The sequence below is a fragment of the Myroides odoratus genome (assembly GCF_965118575.1).
GTDB lineage: Bacteria > Bacteroidota > Bacteroidia > Flavobacteriales > Flavobacteriaceae > Flavobacterium > Flavobacterium odoratum_B.
The window spans coordinates 1-19,216 of record NZ_CBCPHW010000019.1; the positions used below are offsets into that span (position 1 = coordinate 1).

Below are 19,216 nucleotides of genomic sequence, written 5' to 3' on the forward strand. Positions count from 1 at the left end.
TAGTCGTAGGGGATGGAAATACAGGAGCACCTCAAGCTACCGAAATATTAGATCTTTCTGAATTAAAAGATGGAGGAATTTACTATTCTTATGTTGGGGAACACGGTAAAACGTTCTACATCAACATGACCAACGATGTCATCAATTCAATTCATAACAGTGAAACGTTGAAAAAAGAAATCTTTAATACGGTTAATGAATTCAACACGACAGGTGGTAATGTGTATTATGGAAAAATCAATGGCGTTGGAGAGGATGTGTTATACATCATTAAAAATGATATCCCTGAACAAATTGATATCTCCAAAGACATACTTAAAGTAATTGAAGAGACAACCAATAATACGATTATTGAAAAAATCCTAGAGCGAACTGAGGTTGCTATTAAAGTAGACACTGCAGATTTAGCAGTAGGAGCTTCTATTGATGGACATAAAGTTTATAGAGGAAAGCGCACGATAAATGTTAATCATTCAAATGGTTATGATGTTACTTTTACCAATATAATTACGGTTAATCCTTCAAAAAAAGTATTCGATTCAGCAACCAATGACTTCATCTATGAAGCAACCAATCAAAAAATTGAAACCTTACTTTCAGTAATAATAATTAATAAGACAACTAAACAAGTTGTAACCACTAATGTTACAGATGTCATTACAACGAATGATAATAAGCTCGATTTTAACTTCGGTTTAGGTAATATGTATACTGCATTTGAAAACGGCGATTATGAAGTTGTTTTTGAATATACAGCAAAATAATTAGTATTTAAAAAAATGAAAGAAATGAAAAAGCTAGTTTTTATAATGTTCTTGCTTGTGGGATATCTTAGTGGATACGCCCAAGTGGGAATAGGTGTGAGAACTCCTTCCTCTTCTGCTATGTTAGATATACATAGCGCTGAGGGGAATAAAGGGGTGTTGATGCCAAAAGTATCATTGATTGATAAGACTTCTTATGCACCTCTTAAGGGGAGTAGCAGTGATGTACACAACATTGGATTGATCGTCTATAATACCACAGAAGATGTGGCGAAGGATTTAATACAAGGCTATTATTATTGGACAGGAAGTGCTTGGACTGGGCTTCCAAATACAGATACCATTATTGAATTAATTTCAAATCAAATTATTAATGGCGGAGTATATTATGGAAAGATTAATGGAGGAACTAAAGATGTATTATACATCAAGAAAATCGATGCAGTTACAGGAAATGAAATTGATGAAGAAATCGATATTTTGGATACTTTATTGAGCAATTTAACTCCAGAAAATATATTTCTTATTAAGAAGTCTTTGGGTTATGATATTACAGAACAAGTTGTTTATACAGGAAAATCTGTAAAAGGAAAATATCACTACAGTGTTTATGGTAAAACTCAAATTCAAGAAGGCAACGCTGAGGTTAACGGTTTAAGTTTAAGCAGTGAATCGTTGCGTTTACTAGAAGAGGGCGTTATTTATGGGATTCATTTGTTGAACAATAATTTGCAAATAATTGATATCAATATAACGGATATTGAGGTTACAAGCAGCGGGATTTTGAAGTTTAGTTTAGGATCTAGCAGTATTTACTATACGCTACCTGCTGGTGAATACGGAGTTATCGTTGAATTATTAAGTTCAAAGGAACAAATTTAATAATGTAGAAATTCTTGTCTAACGCAAGTTATTTGCTAGTTCTTGTTGCATAGTAATTGAAAAGAAAGGCTAGTAAGGATGACTGAAAATAGATTAAACGTCTATATTAAAAAGGACTTATGTTATACCTACTTCATCATTATAACTTTTAATGCAATAAAAGGTAGATGAAAAAAAAATAGAAAAATGAAACAAAGAACAATAATAATGATCGCTTGTTTATGCATTGGTTTTGTGGCTAGTGCACAAAAAGGCAAAAGTATTGGGATTGGGGTAAATATTCCAGATCCAAGTGCTATATTTCACATACAATCGGAGGATCAAGGTTTATTAATACCTAATGTGATTATACAAGATGTAAATCTTAAAGCACCAATTAATGCAGAAATTAAAGAAAGCCTTTTAGTATATAATGAAGGATATGTAAATGTTCCTAAAGGATATTACTATTGGACAATTACACCTGCTATTCCTGCTGGAAAATGGATTAGAGTATTGACAAGTGAGGATAAAGATTTGATTTTAGAAGGTCAAATACAAGAATCTTTCATTGAAGAGACCACTGTGGTAAATGGTCAAACAGTTGGAACGGGAGTATTTGTTTATACCCCAGATAAAACGCAGGCGGCTGATCCAAATGCTCCTGGACGTTTAGTATTAGATATTCCAGATTTAGTGACTAAAAACCAAACGCTTACGAGTTTTGTGTTAGAGCAGTATGAATTATTCCAGTATAGTAATGGAGAGAAAACTAGAGTAGAGAAAACACAACAGGAATTAGATGATCAAGGTATTCGTTTGGAAAAAAAAACTACAGAATTAGAATTAATCTATACGGATGAGGATAAGAAGATATTCAATTTTGCTGTAAAAGATTTACTAGGTGGAGATAATGATAATATTCCGGCGATTACCAATCTTAGAATTGACAACTTGGGAACAGGATTGATTTTTACCAATGAGAAGGGAGTTGATAATGCAATTAGCCTTGTCGAGTTGGTGAAGAAAAATGAAACGCTTACTAGTATGACAGTTGATGGGAATGATAATTTAATTTTTACTAATGAAAGAGGAGCTAAACAACAAGTGAATCTCCGAAATGTAGTACGTGAACCATGGCATAAACCAGAAGATAATACGGAAGCTTTAAATATTACGGATAACATTTTTACCAGTGGTTGGGTTGGAATTGGGTTGAAGCCAGATGAAGCTAGAGCAGCGATAAATAATTTAAAACCAGATGAGAAACTTCGCATTAATGGTAGTATTTACGCTCGTAACAGTTATTATGCAGATTATGTTTTCGACCACTATTTTACGAATGAAGCATCTGCTTTAAAGGACGATTATACCTTTAAAGATTTAGCAACAGTAGAATCTTTTATTAAATCAAACTATCATTTACCAGGTATTACCTCCATTGCAGAGTTAGAAAAGTCTGCAGAGGAAGGCTATTTGATCAATGTGTCTGAGTTGTCTATTCAATTACTTGAAAAAGTAGAAGAATTGTATTTGCATACCATTGAACAACAAAAAATAATTGACGATCAAAAAGAAGAGCTTCAAAATCTTAAAACACAATTTTTTCAATTGGAAAAATGGGTGAAAGGGAATAAATAGCACTATAAAATAAGAAGTTATGAAAAATATAATAAAATATTTAACCTTTATCTCTATACTATTACTTAGTATAAGTATGATGTATGGGCAAGTAAATAAATCAACGGGTACGCGTATTACAGATAGTACCGCTGACAAAGAATTAAAAACGAATGCAATCTTGGATTTAGAAAGTACGAGTAAGGGGTTTTTCTTACCTCGTATGACTACTACACAGCGAGATGCGATTCATAAAGATATGGGAAAAGACAATGGTCTGGCCATTTATAATGTCGATATTGATTGTGTTGAATATTGGAGTGAGCGCTCAAGTAAATGGATGAGTGTGTGTGGTACTTTGCCGCCTGCGGACTTAGAAATAGAAGCTGGTAGCTGTGAGAGCATTACTTTTAATGGATTTACCATGGTAAATGGAGTACCTCAAGCACAGCAAGGAACAGCTTTTAAGCCCGAAGAACAATTTATGACTATTCGCCTAAAAGTAAATCAAATAGGTACCTATACGATTTCGGCTCTTAGTGATAATGGTTATTTCTTTTCAGCTGAAGGTCAATTTCAGTCAATTGGAACGTATCAAATTGTGCTTAAGGGAATGGGTACACCTGTTAGAGGGTACGATTCAGCAGCTGCCATTAATGGAGATAAGCTGCAATTTAGTATTAATGGTCAAAATTCTACAAACTGTACGGATCTAAAAATGTTAGTAATTCCTGCAGATTTAGATTTCACCATTACTTCAGCAACACACCATGCGAAGGGAACGTATTACGTTGGGGTGGAGGCTTCTACCGTAAAAGGAAATACGATTGAGGTAGATATCCGTGTAGTTAACGGTGGATTAGCTACCATTACAGCAAGTAATCCTACTTTGGGGATGAAATTCCAAGGAACAAAACAAGTGATAAGTGGTACAGATAAAATAATATTAGAACCTATATTAGGAGAAAATACACCTTTAGTGAATTCACAGGATTTGTATTTGTTAACTTTTGAAGTAAATACGAGTGATCCCAATGGAACAATTGGTGGAGCAACTGTTGATGTAAAAGTTGAAAAGACAAAAATTGAAGGTAATTTTAACGATAGTACATTCGGTACTGAACCTTATTATCAAGAAACTCCACTCAATGCAAATCATACAATTACATTGCCTGTTCAGGTAATTGGCTCTGGTAAAACCAACTTGTTTTTAAAGGGTGCAGGAGGGATTGAGTTTAAAGCCGAGAATGTGAAGTTGGATATGCCAGCAAATGCGGGTGACGTACAAGAAGTACTTTTCAGAGCAGTTGCTGGAGGCCTACTACCAAGAGCAAGCTCTTTAGATCTTACGTTAAGTGGTGATGCGGCGAGATTTGAAATTGAAAACGGACATACTTTAGTTTTACCTATTGACTTGAAACCTGTTCAGTATACCCTTGATTGTGCAACGATAAAGGCCAATAGGGGGGCAATACCAGCGAATAAACCAATTGAAGAGAATTATTTTATTTCCGCTCAGGTCAATGTTACTGTGGTGGGTGAATATGAAATTAATACGACTACAGCTGTGGATGGTATTTTGTTTAGTACAACCCGAGCAGGAGTAAAACAAGTATTTCGTAATACGGGTGTCCAAGAGGTAAAGCTTTATGCTGTTGACGGAACTATAGTGCCAACAAGCAAAGGAGAATTTACGGTTGGTTTAAGTGCTAATGATATGAGCCATACACAATGTAACCAAGTAAAAGTAAAAGTTGGGTTTAATGATATTAGTATATTGATCGTTAGAAGTAGTGATGATTATATGAGCTCTGAAAGTTCATCTTCTGAAGAGCTTTATTTTACTGGTAGAAATGCCAACGGACAATACCGTTTTGGAGAAGAAGGGGCTTTTGTTGAAACAGGAGCAGTGAATGTCCGTGTACTTGCTCATTATAGTGGGGGATTAAATGCTGCTTTTATCGCAGAGCGAGCAAGAGTTATTGAAGAAGTTAAAGCAGGTAAATACAACTTTATATTGACAGCTGGAAAAGGAGCTTACTTAATTAATGAAGATTTTGCTAATGCACTTTATGAGTATGTTGAGAATGATAAGGGGGTATTGTGGTTGGCAACAATATATGAAGGTTGGGTAAATAGACAGTATGTTGATATGCTGATACGTAACAATGGTCTTTCTTCCTATCCTGGAACTAGTAGAGATAAATCTGGATATGAACTGATAAAAAGATTTAATAATGGAAATGATATTGATGGAGCAGGTGCAATATCGGATAGCAGTTTTAATCTACATGTAGTGGATGAAAGTGAGTTTTTAACCAAGCCACGTAATGGTTATGATTATGCCAACAAACCTAATGGAGGTAAAGGGGATATTCATTGGTATTATACGGGACCTACAAGTAATCAGGGTTCATTTAGAGTAACTGGCTCAAATTATAGAGCGCTAGTTGCAGATAGAGGAGCACAGTTTGGTGATTCAAGAGGAATAGTGTTTGTAAATAAAATGCACGAAAACTTTATATGGGCACCTATTGTATATACTTGGTATTATGGTACTATGCGTGTTGGTAGTCAAATAGATCGATTGGGAGAACCTTATAAAGTAGATCAGGAGTCATTTGGTATTACGAATACTGGAGCATTCTCCTCTAATATCTTTTCCGCTTTAATTGAACGTTTAGCGAATAAATAAGAATTGATTTTGAAATGAATAGTTTTTAGAAAAAAGGTGATACAACCGAGGAGAGGACTTAAAAAGGAGTTGTATCACCTACTTTCTAGAAGCTACCTAAAAACACTGAGGCATACCCTCCTTTTTGATAGTATATCCTTGAAGTGTTTACATAAAGTAAAGTCAATTAAATTTTTAAGCATGATAAGAGAAAAAATATATACAGTACTATTACTAGGTTGTTTTAGTACAGTGATTTATGGACAGGAGCCTCCTTTGATAGTCAACGAGGGGGAATTGTCCATTTCTTCAGGGGAATTAATGTCCTTTGAAGGAACCTTTGAAAATCAAGAGAGTGGCGATGTAACCAATGATGGAACAGTAATTTACTTTCAAAATTTCATCAACCAAGGGTATTATGGCTTAACAGCTAATCGCAATACTTCGATGACTATTTTCACGGTTGATGGCTTGACAAATACGGCTAAGCAGATTGCGGGTAACGGAATTTCGTCCTTTCATCATGTCACCTTTAATAGCCCAGTTCAAACAGTAGCTTTTGATTTAAAAAACAACATTGAGGCCAAAGGGACTGTTGATTTTCAGTCTGGCATCGTTAAAGTAGATACGGTATTTAATCCGGTTACCCAAGTTTCCAATGGGATGCTAACTTTTCATCAAGGTTCCAAAGCGATTAATGTAAGCAACGATTCACATGTTGATGGTCAAGTTGAAAAAATAGGCAAGGAAGGCTTTACCTATCCGACGGGAAATCAGCAGAAATATCGCTATGCTCGCATCTCCGCCCCCAAAGATGTAGAAGATGTTTTTGTAGGGCAATACGTTTATAACGATGAAGCTTTTTTTACGGCACGCCCTAATACGGCTGGTGTAATAAAAGTAGTAAATAATAAAGAATATTGGATTATTGACAAAGCAGATGGTAACAAGAGTGATGTCTTGTTGACGTTAAGCTGGGATGAATTAACTACTTCACCTGAGGTATTAAAAGATCCAGAAGGTGAATTACACATCGTTCGTTGGGATGCCAAACAACAGTTGTGGATAGATGAAGGAGGCGTAGTTGATATGTCTTCCAAAGAGGTAACGACGATCGCCACGGTTAAAGGGTATGGATTTTTTACCCTAGCTACGGTAAAGAAAGATTGGGTTTTGGATGGCGATGTGGTGATTTACAATTTAGTTACCCCTGATGGGGATGGCAAGAATGATTATTTTATCATCGACAACATCAAAAACTATCCCAACAACAAGGTTGAAATCTTTAACCGTTGGGGCGCTCGTGTGTATGAAACGACGCAGTATGATTCCAATGGAGATGGAAGTAGCAACGTATTTAAAGGGTATTCTGAAGGAAAAGTTACGGTTGATAAAGGCAGTAAGTTACCTAGTGGAACGTATTACTACGTAGTTACGTATGAGTATACTGATAAGAATGGCAGTCGCATGATCAAAAAAGCGGCGAATCTACATTTGGAAAATAATTAAAGATGGATCAGATGAAAAGAAATAGAATAATACAGACGATCGTTTTTGCGTGTTTGAGTTTGATCGGTATGCATCAAACCTTTGCCCAGCAAGATTCCCAGTATACGCAATACATGTATAATCCTGCCTCGATTAACCCTGCTTATGCAGGTAGTGTGGATCATTTGCAGATTTTCGGATTATACCGTACCCAATGGGTTGGGTTGGATGGCGCGCCACGAACAGCTTATTTGTCGGCAACTACACCTTTAACAGATAATGGCTTGGGCTTGGGGGTTCATTTTAAGAATGATCATTTAGGGGTTATGGATCAAAATAGTTTATCAGTTGATTTAGCGTATAGCGTAGATTTAAACTACACGTATAAATTGGCTTTTGGATTAAAAGGTACAGGATCGCTTTTGGATGTTAACTATGATAAGTTGCGAATTTACAATGGAACGGATCCAATTTCCGAATCGAATATTTCCAATAAGTTTTCAGCAAACGTAGGAGCTGGGGTTTATTTATACTCAGATAGAGCTTATGTAGGTCTATCTGTACCGACTCTTTTGTCTAGTAATATTTACAACGACAATGATTATAAAGTAATGAATGAGAAAACGCATTTTTACCTGATGGGAGGTTATGTGTTGGATATCAATACAAATATTCAATTCAAACCTGCAGCTTTAGCCAAAGTTATCACCGGTTCTCCTTTACAGGTAGATGTAACGGCTAACTTTTTGTTCTACGAGAAGTTTACCCTAGGTGCTGCTTATCGCTGGGATGCTTCTGTAAGTGGATTGGCTGGTTTTCAAGTGACCGATGGTTTATTTGTTGGTTATACGTATGATGCGGATACGAGCAAACTATCGAACTACAACTCTGGCTCCCATGAAATATTTATGAAGTTTGAATTATTTAGTAACAACAAGAAAAAAGTCGCTCCTCGATTTTTCTAAAAAGGCATAATTATGATGAGACACCATTTTGGCAATAGTATGTTGCTATTGGCCTTGTTCTTTAGCGTAATTGGCTTTGGACAAACTAGAAAAGAGAGAAAAGCAGATAGGGAATTTGAAACCTATGCTTATGTAGAAGCGATCAAGGTTTACGAAAGTATGGCAGATAAGGGGTATATCAATACCTCCATCTTGAGTAAACTTGGCGATTCCTATTATTTTAATGGCAAATTAGTAGAGGCATATAAATGGTATCAGGAACTTATTGAAGGAACTTATGAGGATAAAAACCTAAGTACTTTAGATCCTGAGTATTACTATCGCTATGGCCAAACACTTAAAGCGGTGAATCAAGTATCTCAATCAGATGCGATTCTCCAAGAGTTTGCTGAACGCCGCACTTCAGATTCTCGTGCACAGTTATTGATTAGTAGCGAAGCGTTGACGGAACGAACATTACCCGCTTCTCGTTTTACGATGGCTAATTTGGATGTAAATAGTGCGTATTCTGATTATGGAGGAACGCTTTTAACTAACCAATTCATATTTACATCTTCTCGATTGAATGATCAAATGAAGAATAAGGTTCACAGTTGGACCAATCAACAATACACTAAATTGTATTCTACTACCATTTTAGAAGATGGAACTTTTGAGACTCCTGTGTTATTTGCTAAAGAAATTGCTTCTAAAGAGCTTAATATGGGAACTGCTGTTTTTACCAAAGATGGCCAGACGATGTATTTTACAAGTAATAACGGTTCAGTACAAGGCAGTAAAAAAGCCCAATACAATGCGGATGATTCATCTTTATTAAAAATTTACCAAGCCAAAAAACAGGCAGATGGAAGTTGGGGATCGGTAGCTGAATTACCTTTTAATGTAGAAGGTTCTAATACAGCTCATCCGGCCTTAACACCCGATGAAAAGTGGCTTTACTTTGTCTCTGATCGTCAGGGTAGTTTAGGTCAATCGGATTTATTCCGCATCGGAATGTACGATTCGGGTCGATTTGGACAAGTAGAAAGCCTAGGTACTGATATTAATACAGCAGGTAGGGAGACATTTCCCTTTATTTCCTCTGATTATATGTTGTATTTTTCCAGTGATGGACATCCTGGTTTTGGGGGCTTGGATCTGTATAAATCCAAGATTAATGTTGATGGAATTTTAGGTGTTGCTATTAATTTAGGACCTGATATCAATAGTGCATTTGATGATTTTGGACTTTATATTGATGCTCAGACCAAGAAAGGATTTATAACATCCAATAGAGAAGGAGGACATGGCGGAGATGATGTTTATCTGTTTGTAGAGAAACCTTGTATTCAACTTATAGATGGTTTAGTCTTAGATCAAGATACTCAAAAATCACTAGATGGAGTTGAGATTATCGTTTACGATGTGAATCACCAACAAATTGATGTAGTTCATGCCGATATCCAAGGATTTTACAGTATCAGTTTACCCTGTGGTTACAATTACCGCATAAGAGTCAGTAACGAGGGGTACTTCACTCAGGAGTTTATCGTAGATACCGATCGAAAAACACAACAGCGTTTTAATATTAAATTAGAAGCAGATGGGACAAGAATCGAATCAGGAGATGATTTGTTTAAGAAGCTTAAATTAGCACCAATTTACTTTGACTTTGATAAATCTGATATCCGAGGCGATGCTCAAATTGAATTGATGAAGGTAGTAGAGGTGATGTTGCAATATCCAGAGCTGAAAATAGATGTTCGTTCTCATACTGATAGTCGAGGTAATGACGCTTATAATAAGCTTTTATCCGAACGCCGGGCTCAATCGACAATCCAATGGATGACCAGTAAAGGTATTGAGGCAAATCGTTTAACAGGTAAAGGATATGGAGAGAGTCAATTACTCAATACGTGTAGCAACGGTGTACCTTGTTCTGATGAAGCACACCAATTCAACAGACGAAGTGAGTTTATTATTGTGAATAAATAGGTAAGTTTACAGCCTATATTAATGTGATTTTTTCAAAAAAAAGGATTAGCTGAGTTTTAGCTAATCCTTTTTTTATGTTAAGAGAGGCGTATTAGTTATGTTTTTGAGAAAAAAAAGGATAGAACTAAAAGATACATTAAATAGAAAAATAATTTGCTTTCTGTTTTTTCGATTGGTTTTTTTCAAGTTTGACAATAAATTAAAAAAGCATCTTCCAAAGTGCTTTTCGCTTAAATAGATGTCTATTTTCCTGTAGATATTCATCCATAGTACGTGGTTTTCTACCAATTAAGTCCGTGATGGTGTCTATTTTAGGTTCAGGTACCTGTATGGCTAGGTTATCTAATTCTAGGATGTGATTAGCTAGCCAATTGGGCAGTTTGGCTCTTTGGGTTAACTGTTTGAATAGCTCTTCTGCTGGGATATCGATGTACTCTATTGAGCGATTTGTAACGAGCGATAATTTGGTAGCCATTTCTTGATTACTTAGGGCTTGAGGACCTGCTAAAACTACAGAGCGCACTCTGATTTCTTCTTCCTCTACTAAATAGTTTACAGCTACAGTAGCTACATCTCTACAATCGATATAGTTTCTTTTAGCCGTACCTAAGGCTCCATAAATTTTTCCAAAGGACTGAATCGTAAAGGTATTGCGTTCCCAATTTTGAATAAAGGAATGCGGTCTTAGACAGCAATATTCATCGATTTGCTCGATCAAATACGTATCGATTTGATGGTGCCATTGACTTACCTCAACATGGACCGTAGATGGTATGCTAGGAGCAGATAGTTTTACTATTCTCTTGATACCACAGTATTTGGCAGCATCGATAATATTTATTTCATATTCTACTTGTTGGGGAGAAGTCGCTGTAAGTAGGAATATGGCATCAGCCCCAAAACAAGCACAACGCAGTTGCTCTTTATCGTTTAGGTTTGCACTAATATAAGTGATATTGTTAGGATAGGAACTTACCGGAATAGGGTATGGACGGTCTACAGCTCTTAATACTCCTCTTGTATTGCAGTTTAGGTGTTGTAATTGACGCATAACTTCTGTTCCTACTGTACCTGTACATCCAAAAACGACAATAGTGGGTTTAGTTCTTTTCATGAGTGTAAATAGTTAGTTTTTGACGAAGGGTAATGATTGTAGTTCCTATAAAGGTTGATAACATAATAGTAAAGTATTCTGAAGGTAAGTTCAGTACATAAGCACTTAAAGCGCCCAATCCAACCAGGAAAGGGATAAGAAGCAAGGCTCTTAGTGCCCTATTGTGTACCAATATTTGTCTGCATTCGAATTGCCAAAGTATAAAGAGACTTAGTATAGTGGCTATCAAAGACGAAAAACCAATAGTGGTATAGCTTGCAGCCATTAATTCATGGTTTTGCATAAGATAGCCTGGCAAATAAGACATTACAGTAGGGAAAAAATAGGCAGGTAGTATAGCCGCTAAAATTGCTTTTAAAGTAAAAGCTGTTTGATGGTGATTAGGTATCATGATGATGATTTTAAGGATAGTAGGGTTGTAAAAGAAAAAGGGCGGAAGCTATCTGCGTTTAGCATGATTGGGTTGATTATTTATGCGATAGCTTAAGGTTATTTTAGCATAAGGTAGATTAGAAACAGCGTATTTTTTGATAGACTTTTGATTGCTATCATATAACTCATAGCTGTTAATTAACCCCATTCCTCCTTGTAGTTGTAGGGTAATTCCTTTCGTGATTTTCTGATGGGCTTGCAACCCAAAGTGTACTGTAGAAAACTGAGCGTAGTCTACCTCCTTATTTTCTTGCTTATGGATATAATTTGTTAAGTTCATTCTTGTCCAATCAATAGAACCTGCAAAGCCTAGTTGTGTAATAGGTGTCACACGATATAAAACATTTAGTCTGGGCCAATAGAACTGGGCTAACCATTTATCATCTGTACTGCGGTAGTCAATGGATATACCGGGTGTAATGATCGTTTCTCCGTAAGAATACATGACATGTACTCCAAGACCAATCTCTACGTTAGAGTGGGAGCCAAAGCGTCTAGATACACCAAGTATTCCATCCATATAAAGAGCATCAAAAGAGATTTTAGTTTTAGTATCAGAAGCAAGAGTAGGCATAAGGATGCCAAGTATAGACCATCTAGTAGAGATAGGTCTTCGAATAATGATAACAGACTTCATCTCTTGTATTTTCTGAAGGTGATTTGGATTGTCAATCTTATTGTCGTCATACTTAAAATCCATGAGCCGGTAATTAAGATTACTAAATATAGTCGTTTTACCTAGCGTAATAGGAGGCAGTGGAAGCCAAGCATCATAAGTGCTTAATCGAAATTTAGTATCAGAATTATCACTTTCAGAAGGCATATCTTTAAAAGTAGCTTTAGCATGTACGGTAAAAGATACGCCTCCGACATCCTGAATAATCTGGCTATAAGAATCAGGCGTATAAAGGATAAAAGCTAAGGCAATTAGAGATAGACTAAGCCACTTAGGTGTAGCTTTAGTTTTATTGTGGAGAATAGGACTGCGTTTAATGCTTAAGGTATAGCGGTTAGCAATAAGTACTGTTTTCATTTTTCTTTGTATTTATTGATGCAAAGATGGATTGAAAACAGCTCAAGGAGTAAAACTAAACCACGCTTTACTCGGACAAATCTTGCATAATGGAAGTTCTGTATGCTGAAGGTGTTATTCCGGTTACTTTCTTAAAAAGTCTGCCAAAGTAACTCGGATCTCCATAATTAAGCTCAAAAGCTATCTCCGAAATACTTTTGGTCAAATCTTGCAACAGTAACTGGCTCTGTAAAATACTAACCTTGTTCATCCATTCTTTTGGACTTTCACCTATGGTTTCTTTGATGCATCGGTGTAGATAGTTTTCTGATACAGCTAGTGTTCTAGAATAGAAGGACACGGACTTTTGCTCTTGATAATGTTGATAGACTAATTCTTTGAAGTGAAAAGTAATCTCAGCGCTTCTATTTATTGCTGTATTCAACTCTGCTGTAGCAGTAAACACTTTTTGTAGTGCTGCTTGAAATAAAGAATAACAGATTCCTAGATTAGGCGTGTTTTGATATAATTCTACGTTCAATAACTCGAATAACGCATGTAGCCATGTACTTGTCTCTTGTGGTAAATGAAGTACTAGATTAACAGAAAAGAGCTTTATCAATTCTTGTTTAGACAATATTTGATTGAGTATTTGGTCTTCGAATAAAATAATGTATCCTGCCGCATCAGGACTTACCTCGTTTAGAGCCGTTACATTCCCCTGTCTAACAAAAAGAATTTCGTTTTCTTTTAATGCGACTTGATTGGCATCTACTTGTTGTACGGCTGTCCCCTTGGTAATATGAACGACAAAATTAAACTCGGGTCTATGCAGTGGGGTAGGAACTTTAATGAACCCTGAAGTTTGTGCTATATCGTGTATTTGAATAGGAGTGCGTAATACGGCAAATTCCGCAGACATTTCTGACATAAATTCTCCTCTGAAGTCTAGTGGAGTTACTCTTTTTATTTTTGTCATAACACAATATTACGGATTGATACCTCTTGACAAATATCAGGATATTCTCAAATAAATTAGTTCTAAAGTTAAGAAATGTTTACTATATATACCCGCTCTATTACACCAACGGACCCTCTGATTGGTATAGATGGTAGAGTACTTCAGATTCACAGCTACCCTCCAAATAAGAGATTGTCTCTCACCAAGGATTTCTCTAGCTTGTTTAGCGATTTAGAAATACTCAATACCTTAATTTTAAATCGATCATTTATAGGGGGTTAACTTTGTTTTATGCTATTTTGTACCACACTTTTTTCAAAGGAATTCAAAGGAAAATCAACGGTGGAGTTTTAACAAATTAATGGGAATGGAAATTTTTAATTTCGACTTACATTTGCACTTTTTTAAAATTTAATTAAGCTAATCTAAGATTAATGCGAAGAAGAAATTTTGTAGGTAAGTTATTAATTGGAAGTTTTTCGATTAGGAGTTTTAACTAATTAAAAATGGAAACAATAAAATCTAAATATAGTTTGAAACTTTTCTTTTTATATCCGATACTATTTTTTTTGAATCTGGTATTACTTTGTGGACTTATTTATAATCTCGTTAACTATACGGGGATTGTTTTCAAAGACTATTTTGAAAAAGAGTCCTATGATGTGATTGCAATAGTTTTTTTTATATGCCTTAGCCTTTCTATACCATATTATTTGATTTCAAATTGTAAAAGCATAGAAATTTCTGATATAGAAATAAAGATTAATAATTTGTTAAATGAATCATTTATTCTAGCTAAGAGTGATGTGATAATTCATGAAGGACATGATAATATAAAACATAATCCCCATACAAAGACTTTCACCGTAGTAAGTAAACAAACAAAAAAAAAGATTAAGTTTAGGGAATTTGAATATAAAAATTACGATAGGCTTCTTACTTTTTTAAGTACGAAAGGATATGAGTTTTATAAGTATTGAGTGTACAGGGGGCATAAATTCTTTTTATTTACTAAAAGTTTAACAGAGCTTTGTTATTTAGTGTTATGCCTTAAAAAAATAGAAGTATGAATATACCAGATAGTAAGGATGCTTTTCCTTTAGAGCAGTATGATCGATTATGTTTTTTAAAAAATATAATCACCAACCCAAATATCGTAGTAGGGGATTATACCTATTATGATGACTTCGAAAGCGTAGAAAACTTCGAGAAGAATGTAAAGTATCACTTTGACTTTATAGGTGATAAGTTGATTATTGGTAAATTTTGTATGATAGCATCTGGCATAACTTTTATTATGAATGGAGCGAATCATAAGATGGATGGTATCACTGCTTATCCGTTTAATATCTTTGGTAAAGATTGGAAAATAGCTGAGCCTAAGTTATCTGAGCTTCCTTATAAAGGAGATACTGTAGTCGGTAATGATGTATGGATAGGCACTAATGTCACTATCATGCCTGGAATCCATATAGGGGATGGCGCTATTATAGCATCCAATGCTACTGTAACAAAGAATGTAGCACCTTATAGCGTAGTGGGGGGCAACCCTGCAAAGGAAATAAAAAAGAGATTTTCTGAAGCAAAAATACAAGAACTTTTAGAAATGCAATGGTGGAACTGGGATATCGAAAAGATAACAAATAATCTAAAATATCTAACAGAGAAAAGGATAGAGTAGTTCGTATCTATTTTCTGCTTATTTGAATTTGTCGTTTCATTTTTGTCTTGTAATTTTCAATGGATGAAAAATTAGCAATAAAATAATTAGTCATGATGACTTCACAGAGAGGTATCGACGGATGAACCTACGGCTATCGTTTTAATCTGATTCATAAAGTTTGGATAATTATTTCACCTTCTATAGTTGCATTATATGATTTATGTATCCGTGAATAATTTTTTATTAAATATCTAATTTATATAAATAATGAATTACAGCTTACTTTCCTTTGGGTGGCAGTAATACTTTATCCGTATCTTTAACCAGAACTAAATTAAAAACGAATGAAAATAGGAGAGAACGCATTAGGGGTAAGTACAAAAGATAAGGTCAAGATGGTAAGTCTTGTCATTGTAATGTATATCCCTGTGTTGGTACTTTTAGATTGGGTGTTTGAGCAGAAGCTTGAAACTTGGTATTTTTACCTTTCAAAGGGCGTATTTTTTGGTGTACTTTTCTCTGTGTTTTTTTACTTTTTTATTAAGAAAATGACTAAGGGAATTATGCTTAAATTAGCTATACCTTTAGAAGAAGGAGAGGAGTTAGAGGCCTATGGTGTTGCGAATTTCTTTTTAAAAAGACAGGCCATAGGGGGTAAGTTGGGTATCACACAAGCGTATGTAGTCTTTCATTCACATAAGTTTAATTTGAGTAAGAGAACTGTTCGCATTGCATTGGCAGACATACAAGATGTTAAACCCTGTAAGACTATGGGGATTATAGACAATGGCTTAAAAATTAAGCTAGCGGATCAGGAGTATCGTTTTGTAGTAAACGATAGAGCGAAATGGCTTGAACTTTTAAAGGAGAAAATGAAGTAAAAGGATAAAAAACTGAGGTAGAATAATATAGTATTCTGAATGCTTTCAGAAGTAAAACAGCCGAATAGTAAATTGCTATTCGGCTTTATTTTTTGGTAGCGTACAAACATAGAATGAAGTTGTTGTTTAAAACTGCTTCAACAGCTGTACTGAGAATTCTATTTGGATTTTGCTAAATTTTTTTATAATTTTTTAGTTAACTATAGGTTATGATTTAATTTTTACATTAAATTATTTTTCAATTAATGAATATTTAGATATAAAACATTTAATAGATTATATAAATATTTATATTAGCGGTTAATTTAACGAAATACGGATATAGGTGTTTTTTCACTAAACTCTTACTTCTTTTGTTTCAAAAAAAATCAAAGTTAAACCTCATTTTGAACAACCATAAACCTGAAATATTAATTAAAAGAATCTATGAATTCAACCGAAGTAATACAGAACACCAAGTGGTTTTCGAAATTTTCATTGGCTTTTTTAGCCCTTGTAGGTGCTATAAATACCGCTCTTTTTATAGTCGTACCTCTTTTACCGCCTAAAATACTACAGTTTGCAATTCCCATAGGTTTTATTGCCTTAGGATTAGCCATCCTATTCTCCATTGGTTTTTCTTTTTATTGGAAAAGAAAAGAAAAGAAGGGAACTATTAATTCTGTAAAATACATAGCTTGGCTTTCAACCTTGTTGCGTTATTGGATTGCCTTTCTACTGTTGGATTTTGGCTTTCAAAAAATATTTGAAGTTAATTTTAATTATTCCTATCATATAAATGATTCTTTATCAGATGCATTAACGGGACAAGAATTAACTTGGAAATACTATGGGTTTTCTTATGGACTTGCTGTTATTTTGGCCTTTTTCCAAATCATTGGCAGTGTTCTTTTGTTATTCAAACGCACCATTTTATTGGGCATTACAATACTGCTACCGGTTATGCTGAACATTGTTTTGATTAATGTTTTTTACAAGATTGGACCCATTACCTTATTTACCTCTATCCTAATAACCTTAGGCTTACTTTATCTTTTTTTACAGCATAAGGTTAATATAATAAACTTCTTTAAGCAACACAAAGATAGATTGCCATCCATGGGGACTAATCTCTCACGTTCAATCGCTCGTGTGTTGTGCATCCTAATTCCTTTAGTATTTGTTATTTACTATAATTATGACGTTCATCGCTCAAAAAAATATTTTGGAAAATGGAACGTTACCGCAATGACGCGCAATGGAGAATTGATTAAGGAAAATGCATGGCTACAAGATACTTTGGCTTGGAAAACAATCTATATTGAAGAAAGAGGAAAAATGTATTATTGTCCCAATCCCTATTTGTATGAGGATAATACATCCCTATTTATGAAGTATTACCACGATGAAGATGGACAGAATTTTAAGGTTATATCCTATGAAAAGAACCGGAATAAACCAGATACAATTCCCATTCAGATTGACAATTTTAACGATGAGTCTATGCAATGGAAAATGATGTTATACAAGGACACGATTCACATGGAATTAAAGAGAGAAAATCTCTAATAAAATGACGCTTAACAACGTGTTTTAATTCGACATTAAGTACTAATTTTAAACCGTTGAAATACAAAGTAGTTGTCTTGCTTCTTTAGCTTTTAGCCAATCCAGTGAAATCTCACTGGATTGCGTAGTAAATAACTCTTTTAGTTCCGGGATACTCGTTTGACTCAATAGGTGTAAATCTTCTTTTGTGATTGGATTCTCCATAGTAGTTTTTTTAGTGCATGTCTAATTTTGACTTCCCTTTTTGAAGTATTAAAAGTAAATACTGCATTATTTTACCCTTATTAATTTGTTATTTATAACCCTTATTATTACAAAAGTCACATAAAAACCTCCTGTTTTTTTACAAATTATAGGTGTAATTTTAGGATAGAGGTATTAACTTTATATACATTTAAAATTAAATTTTATGCCTTGGGATCCAATAATATACAACAAGTTTAAGAACGTTCGTTTTTTGCCCTTCTTTGATTTAAGTGATATGATTCAAGAAACTATTCCAATGAAATCGGTTGATTTAGGATGTGGTACAGGAGAACAAACCGCTTTATTAGTCGAGAAATTTAATCACGCTACTTTTACAGGAATTGACTCTTCTTTAGAGATGTTAGAGAAAGCTCATCCCTTACGATCGGATAGGTTAGAGTTTAAATGTCAGACAACAGAAGAATTTGCATCAGCGGATGAGTCTTGGGATTTGGTCTTTAGCAATGCTGCTCTACAGTGGTCAGATGATCATCATGAATTGTTTCCAAAACTTATTTCAAAGATAAATCCAGGAGGACAGTTTGCTGTGCAAATGCCTTGTCAAGCTGAAAATAAGCTGAATAAACTACTTTATAATTTAGCAGATTCAGAACCGTATAAGACACAATTAAAAGGATGGAACAGGAAATCCGCTGTACTAGGCGTGGATGAATATGCACAAATTATGTTTGCTTGTGGATTAAGTAATTTGAATATCTCTCAACGCGTGTATCCGATACTTGCAGAAGATCAGGATACCTTATATGAGTTTATTGCAGGTTCCGCCTTAATCCCTTATATGGAGCGGTTAAAAGAGGAGGAGAGACCTTTATTTATCAAGGCTTTTAAGGTAGAAATCGCCCATGCCTTTAAACAATTACCTGCTTTATACGCTTTTAAAAGAATATTGCTCTATGGTATAAAAGCCCTAGATTAAAAGAGTTAGCAAGTCCAATCCTTTAAATCGTTATATAAGGTAAATATAGCCTCTAGTTCACAAGGTTATACTTTAT

At 34.8% G+C, this 19,216-nt stretch carries 16 protein-coding genes and 1 pseudogene; 12 read left to right on the plus strand and 5 right to left on the minus strand.

From position 1 onward, the window contains the following. The 7 genes and pseudogenes from ACMHJ2_RS14490 to ACMHJ2_RS14520 form a co-directional block, all read left to right on the plus strand. A pseudogene (locus tag ACMHJ2_RS14490) lies at positions 1 to 764 on the plus strand (hypothetical protein); the annotation flags it as partial. A gap of 24 nt (positions 765 to 788) precedes the next feature. Beyond that, positions 789 to 1,646: a hypothetical protein gene (locus tag ACMHJ2_RS14495; protein WP_413513584.1), complete on the plus strand. Its 858-nt coding sequence runs from the start codon at positions 789 to 791 to the stop codon at positions 1,644 to 1,646. A gap of 186 nt (positions 1,647 to 1,832) precedes the next feature. Next, positions 1,833 to 3,266 carry a hypothetical protein gene (locus ACMHJ2_RS14500; RefSeq protein ID WP_413513585.1) on the plus strand — a complete coding sequence of 478 codons (1,434 nt, stop codon included), beginning with the start codon at positions 1,833 to 1,835 and terminating at the stop codon, positions 3,264 to 3,266. Between the two features lie 19 nt (positions 3,267 to 3,285). Beyond that, positions 3,286 to 5,940, plus strand: a complete 2,655-nt coding sequence (locus tag ACMHJ2_RS14505) for a hypothetical protein (protein WP_413513586.1) — start codon at positions 3,286 to 3,288, stop codon at positions 5,938 to 5,940. 180 nt (positions 5,941 to 6,120) lie between these two features. Next, a complete protein-coding gene (locus tag ACMHJ2_RS14510; protein WP_413513587.1) occupies positions 6,121 to 7,428 on the plus strand; it encodes a gliding motility-associated C-terminal domain-containing protein in 1,308 nt (435 codons plus the stop codon). An 11-nt stretch (positions 7,429 to 7,439) separates the two neighbouring features. Next, positions 7,440 to 8,372 (plus strand): type IX secretion system membrane protein PorP/SprF, encoded by a 933-nt coding sequence (locus ACMHJ2_RS14515; RefSeq protein ID WP_413513588.1) that lies wholly within the window; start codon positions 7,440 to 7,442, stop codon positions 8,370 to 8,372. Positions 8,373 to 8,384: 12 nt separating this feature from the next. After that, positions 8,385 to 10,346 (plus strand): OmpA family protein, encoded by a 1,962-nt coding sequence (locus ACMHJ2_RS14520; protein WP_413513589.1) that lies wholly within the window; start codon positions 8,385 to 8,387, stop codon positions 10,344 to 10,346. A gap of 199 nt (positions 10,347 to 10,545) precedes the next feature. On the opposite strand, the gene ACMHJ2_RS14525 is transcribed toward ACMHJ2_RS14520, so the two are convergent. The 4 genes from ACMHJ2_RS14525 to ACMHJ2_RS14540 all read right to left on the minus strand — a co-directional run bounded on the left by ACMHJ2_RS14525 (position 10,546) and on the right by ACMHJ2_RS14540 (position 13,883). Beyond that, on the minus strand, positions 10,546 to 11,460 hold the full coding sequence (locus ACMHJ2_RS14525) for an NmrA family NAD(P)-binding protein (protein ID WP_413513590.1): 915 nt from the start codon (positions 11,458 to 11,460) through the stop codon (positions 10,546 to 10,548). Further along, positions 11,447 to 11,851, minus strand: coding sequence for a hypothetical protein (locus tag ACMHJ2_RS14530; RefSeq protein WP_413513591.1), 405 nt, complete (start codon positions 11,849 to 11,851; stop codon positions 11,447 to 11,449). Before ACMHJ2_RS14530 ends, ACMHJ2_RS14525 begins: the two co-directional genes overlap by 14 nt. A 48-nt stretch (positions 11,852 to 11,899) precedes the next feature. Continuing rightward, positions 11,900 to 12,925 (minus strand): DUF6268 family outer membrane beta-barrel protein, encoded by a 1,026-nt coding sequence (locus ACMHJ2_RS14535; RefSeq protein WP_413513592.1) that lies wholly within the window; start codon positions 12,923 to 12,925, stop codon positions 11,900 to 11,902. Between the two features lie 67 nt (positions 12,926 to 12,992). After that, positions 12,993 to 13,883: a helix-turn-helix domain-containing protein gene (locus tag ACMHJ2_RS14540; protein ID WP_413513593.1), complete on the minus strand. Its 891-nt coding sequence runs from the start codon at positions 13,881 to 13,883 to the stop codon at positions 12,993 to 12,995. A gap of 488 nt (positions 13,884 to 14,371) precedes the next feature. Here ACMHJ2_RS14540 and ACMHJ2_RS14545 point away from each other — a divergent pair, with 488 nt between their 5' ends. The 4 genes from ACMHJ2_RS14545 (at position 14,372) to ACMHJ2_RS14560 (ending at position 17,957) form a co-directional block, all read left to right on the plus strand. Further along, positions 14,372 to 14,845, plus strand: a complete 474-nt coding sequence (locus tag ACMHJ2_RS14545; protein ID WP_413513594.1) for a hypothetical protein — start codon at positions 14,372 to 14,374, stop codon at positions 14,843 to 14,845. Between the two features lie 86 nt (positions 14,846 to 14,931). Further along, the gene (locus tag ACMHJ2_RS14550) at positions 14,932 to 15,546 is read left to right on the plus strand and encodes a Vat family streptogramin A O-acetyltransferase (protein WP_413513595.1); all 615 of its coding nucleotides are present in this window, start codon (positions 14,932 to 14,934) and stop codon (positions 15,544 to 15,546) included. 326 nt (positions 15,547 to 15,872) lie between these two features. Then, complete coding sequence (locus tag ACMHJ2_RS14555; RefSeq protein WP_413513596.1) at positions 15,873 to 16,409, plus strand: GRAM domain-containing protein; 537 nt, start codon at positions 15,873 to 15,875, stop codon at positions 16,407 to 16,409. Positions 16,410 to 16,835: 426 nt separating this feature from the next. Next, positions 16,836 to 17,957 (plus strand): hypothetical protein, encoded by a 1,122-nt coding sequence (locus ACMHJ2_RS14560; protein WP_413513597.1) that lies wholly within the window; start codon positions 16,836 to 16,838, stop codon positions 17,955 to 17,957. Between the two features lie 48 nt (positions 17,958 to 18,005). Here the strand turns inward: ACMHJ2_RS14560 and ACMHJ2_RS14565 are convergent, their stop codons facing one another. After that, positions 18,006 to 18,161 (minus strand): hypothetical protein, encoded by a 156-nt coding sequence (locus ACMHJ2_RS14565; protein WP_413513598.1) that lies wholly within the window; start codon positions 18,159 to 18,161, stop codon positions 18,006 to 18,008. A gap of 205 nt (positions 18,162 to 18,366) precedes the next feature. Between ACMHJ2_RS14565 and ACMHJ2_RS14570 the strand changes: the two genes are divergently transcribed. Continuing rightward, the gene (locus ACMHJ2_RS14570) at positions 18,367 to 19,140 is read left to right on the plus strand and encodes a methyltransferase domain-containing protein (RefSeq protein WP_413513599.1); all 774 of its coding nucleotides are present in this window, start codon (positions 18,367 to 18,369) and stop codon (positions 19,138 to 19,140) included. The last annotated feature ends 76 nt before the right edge of the window (positions 19,141 to 19,216 follow it).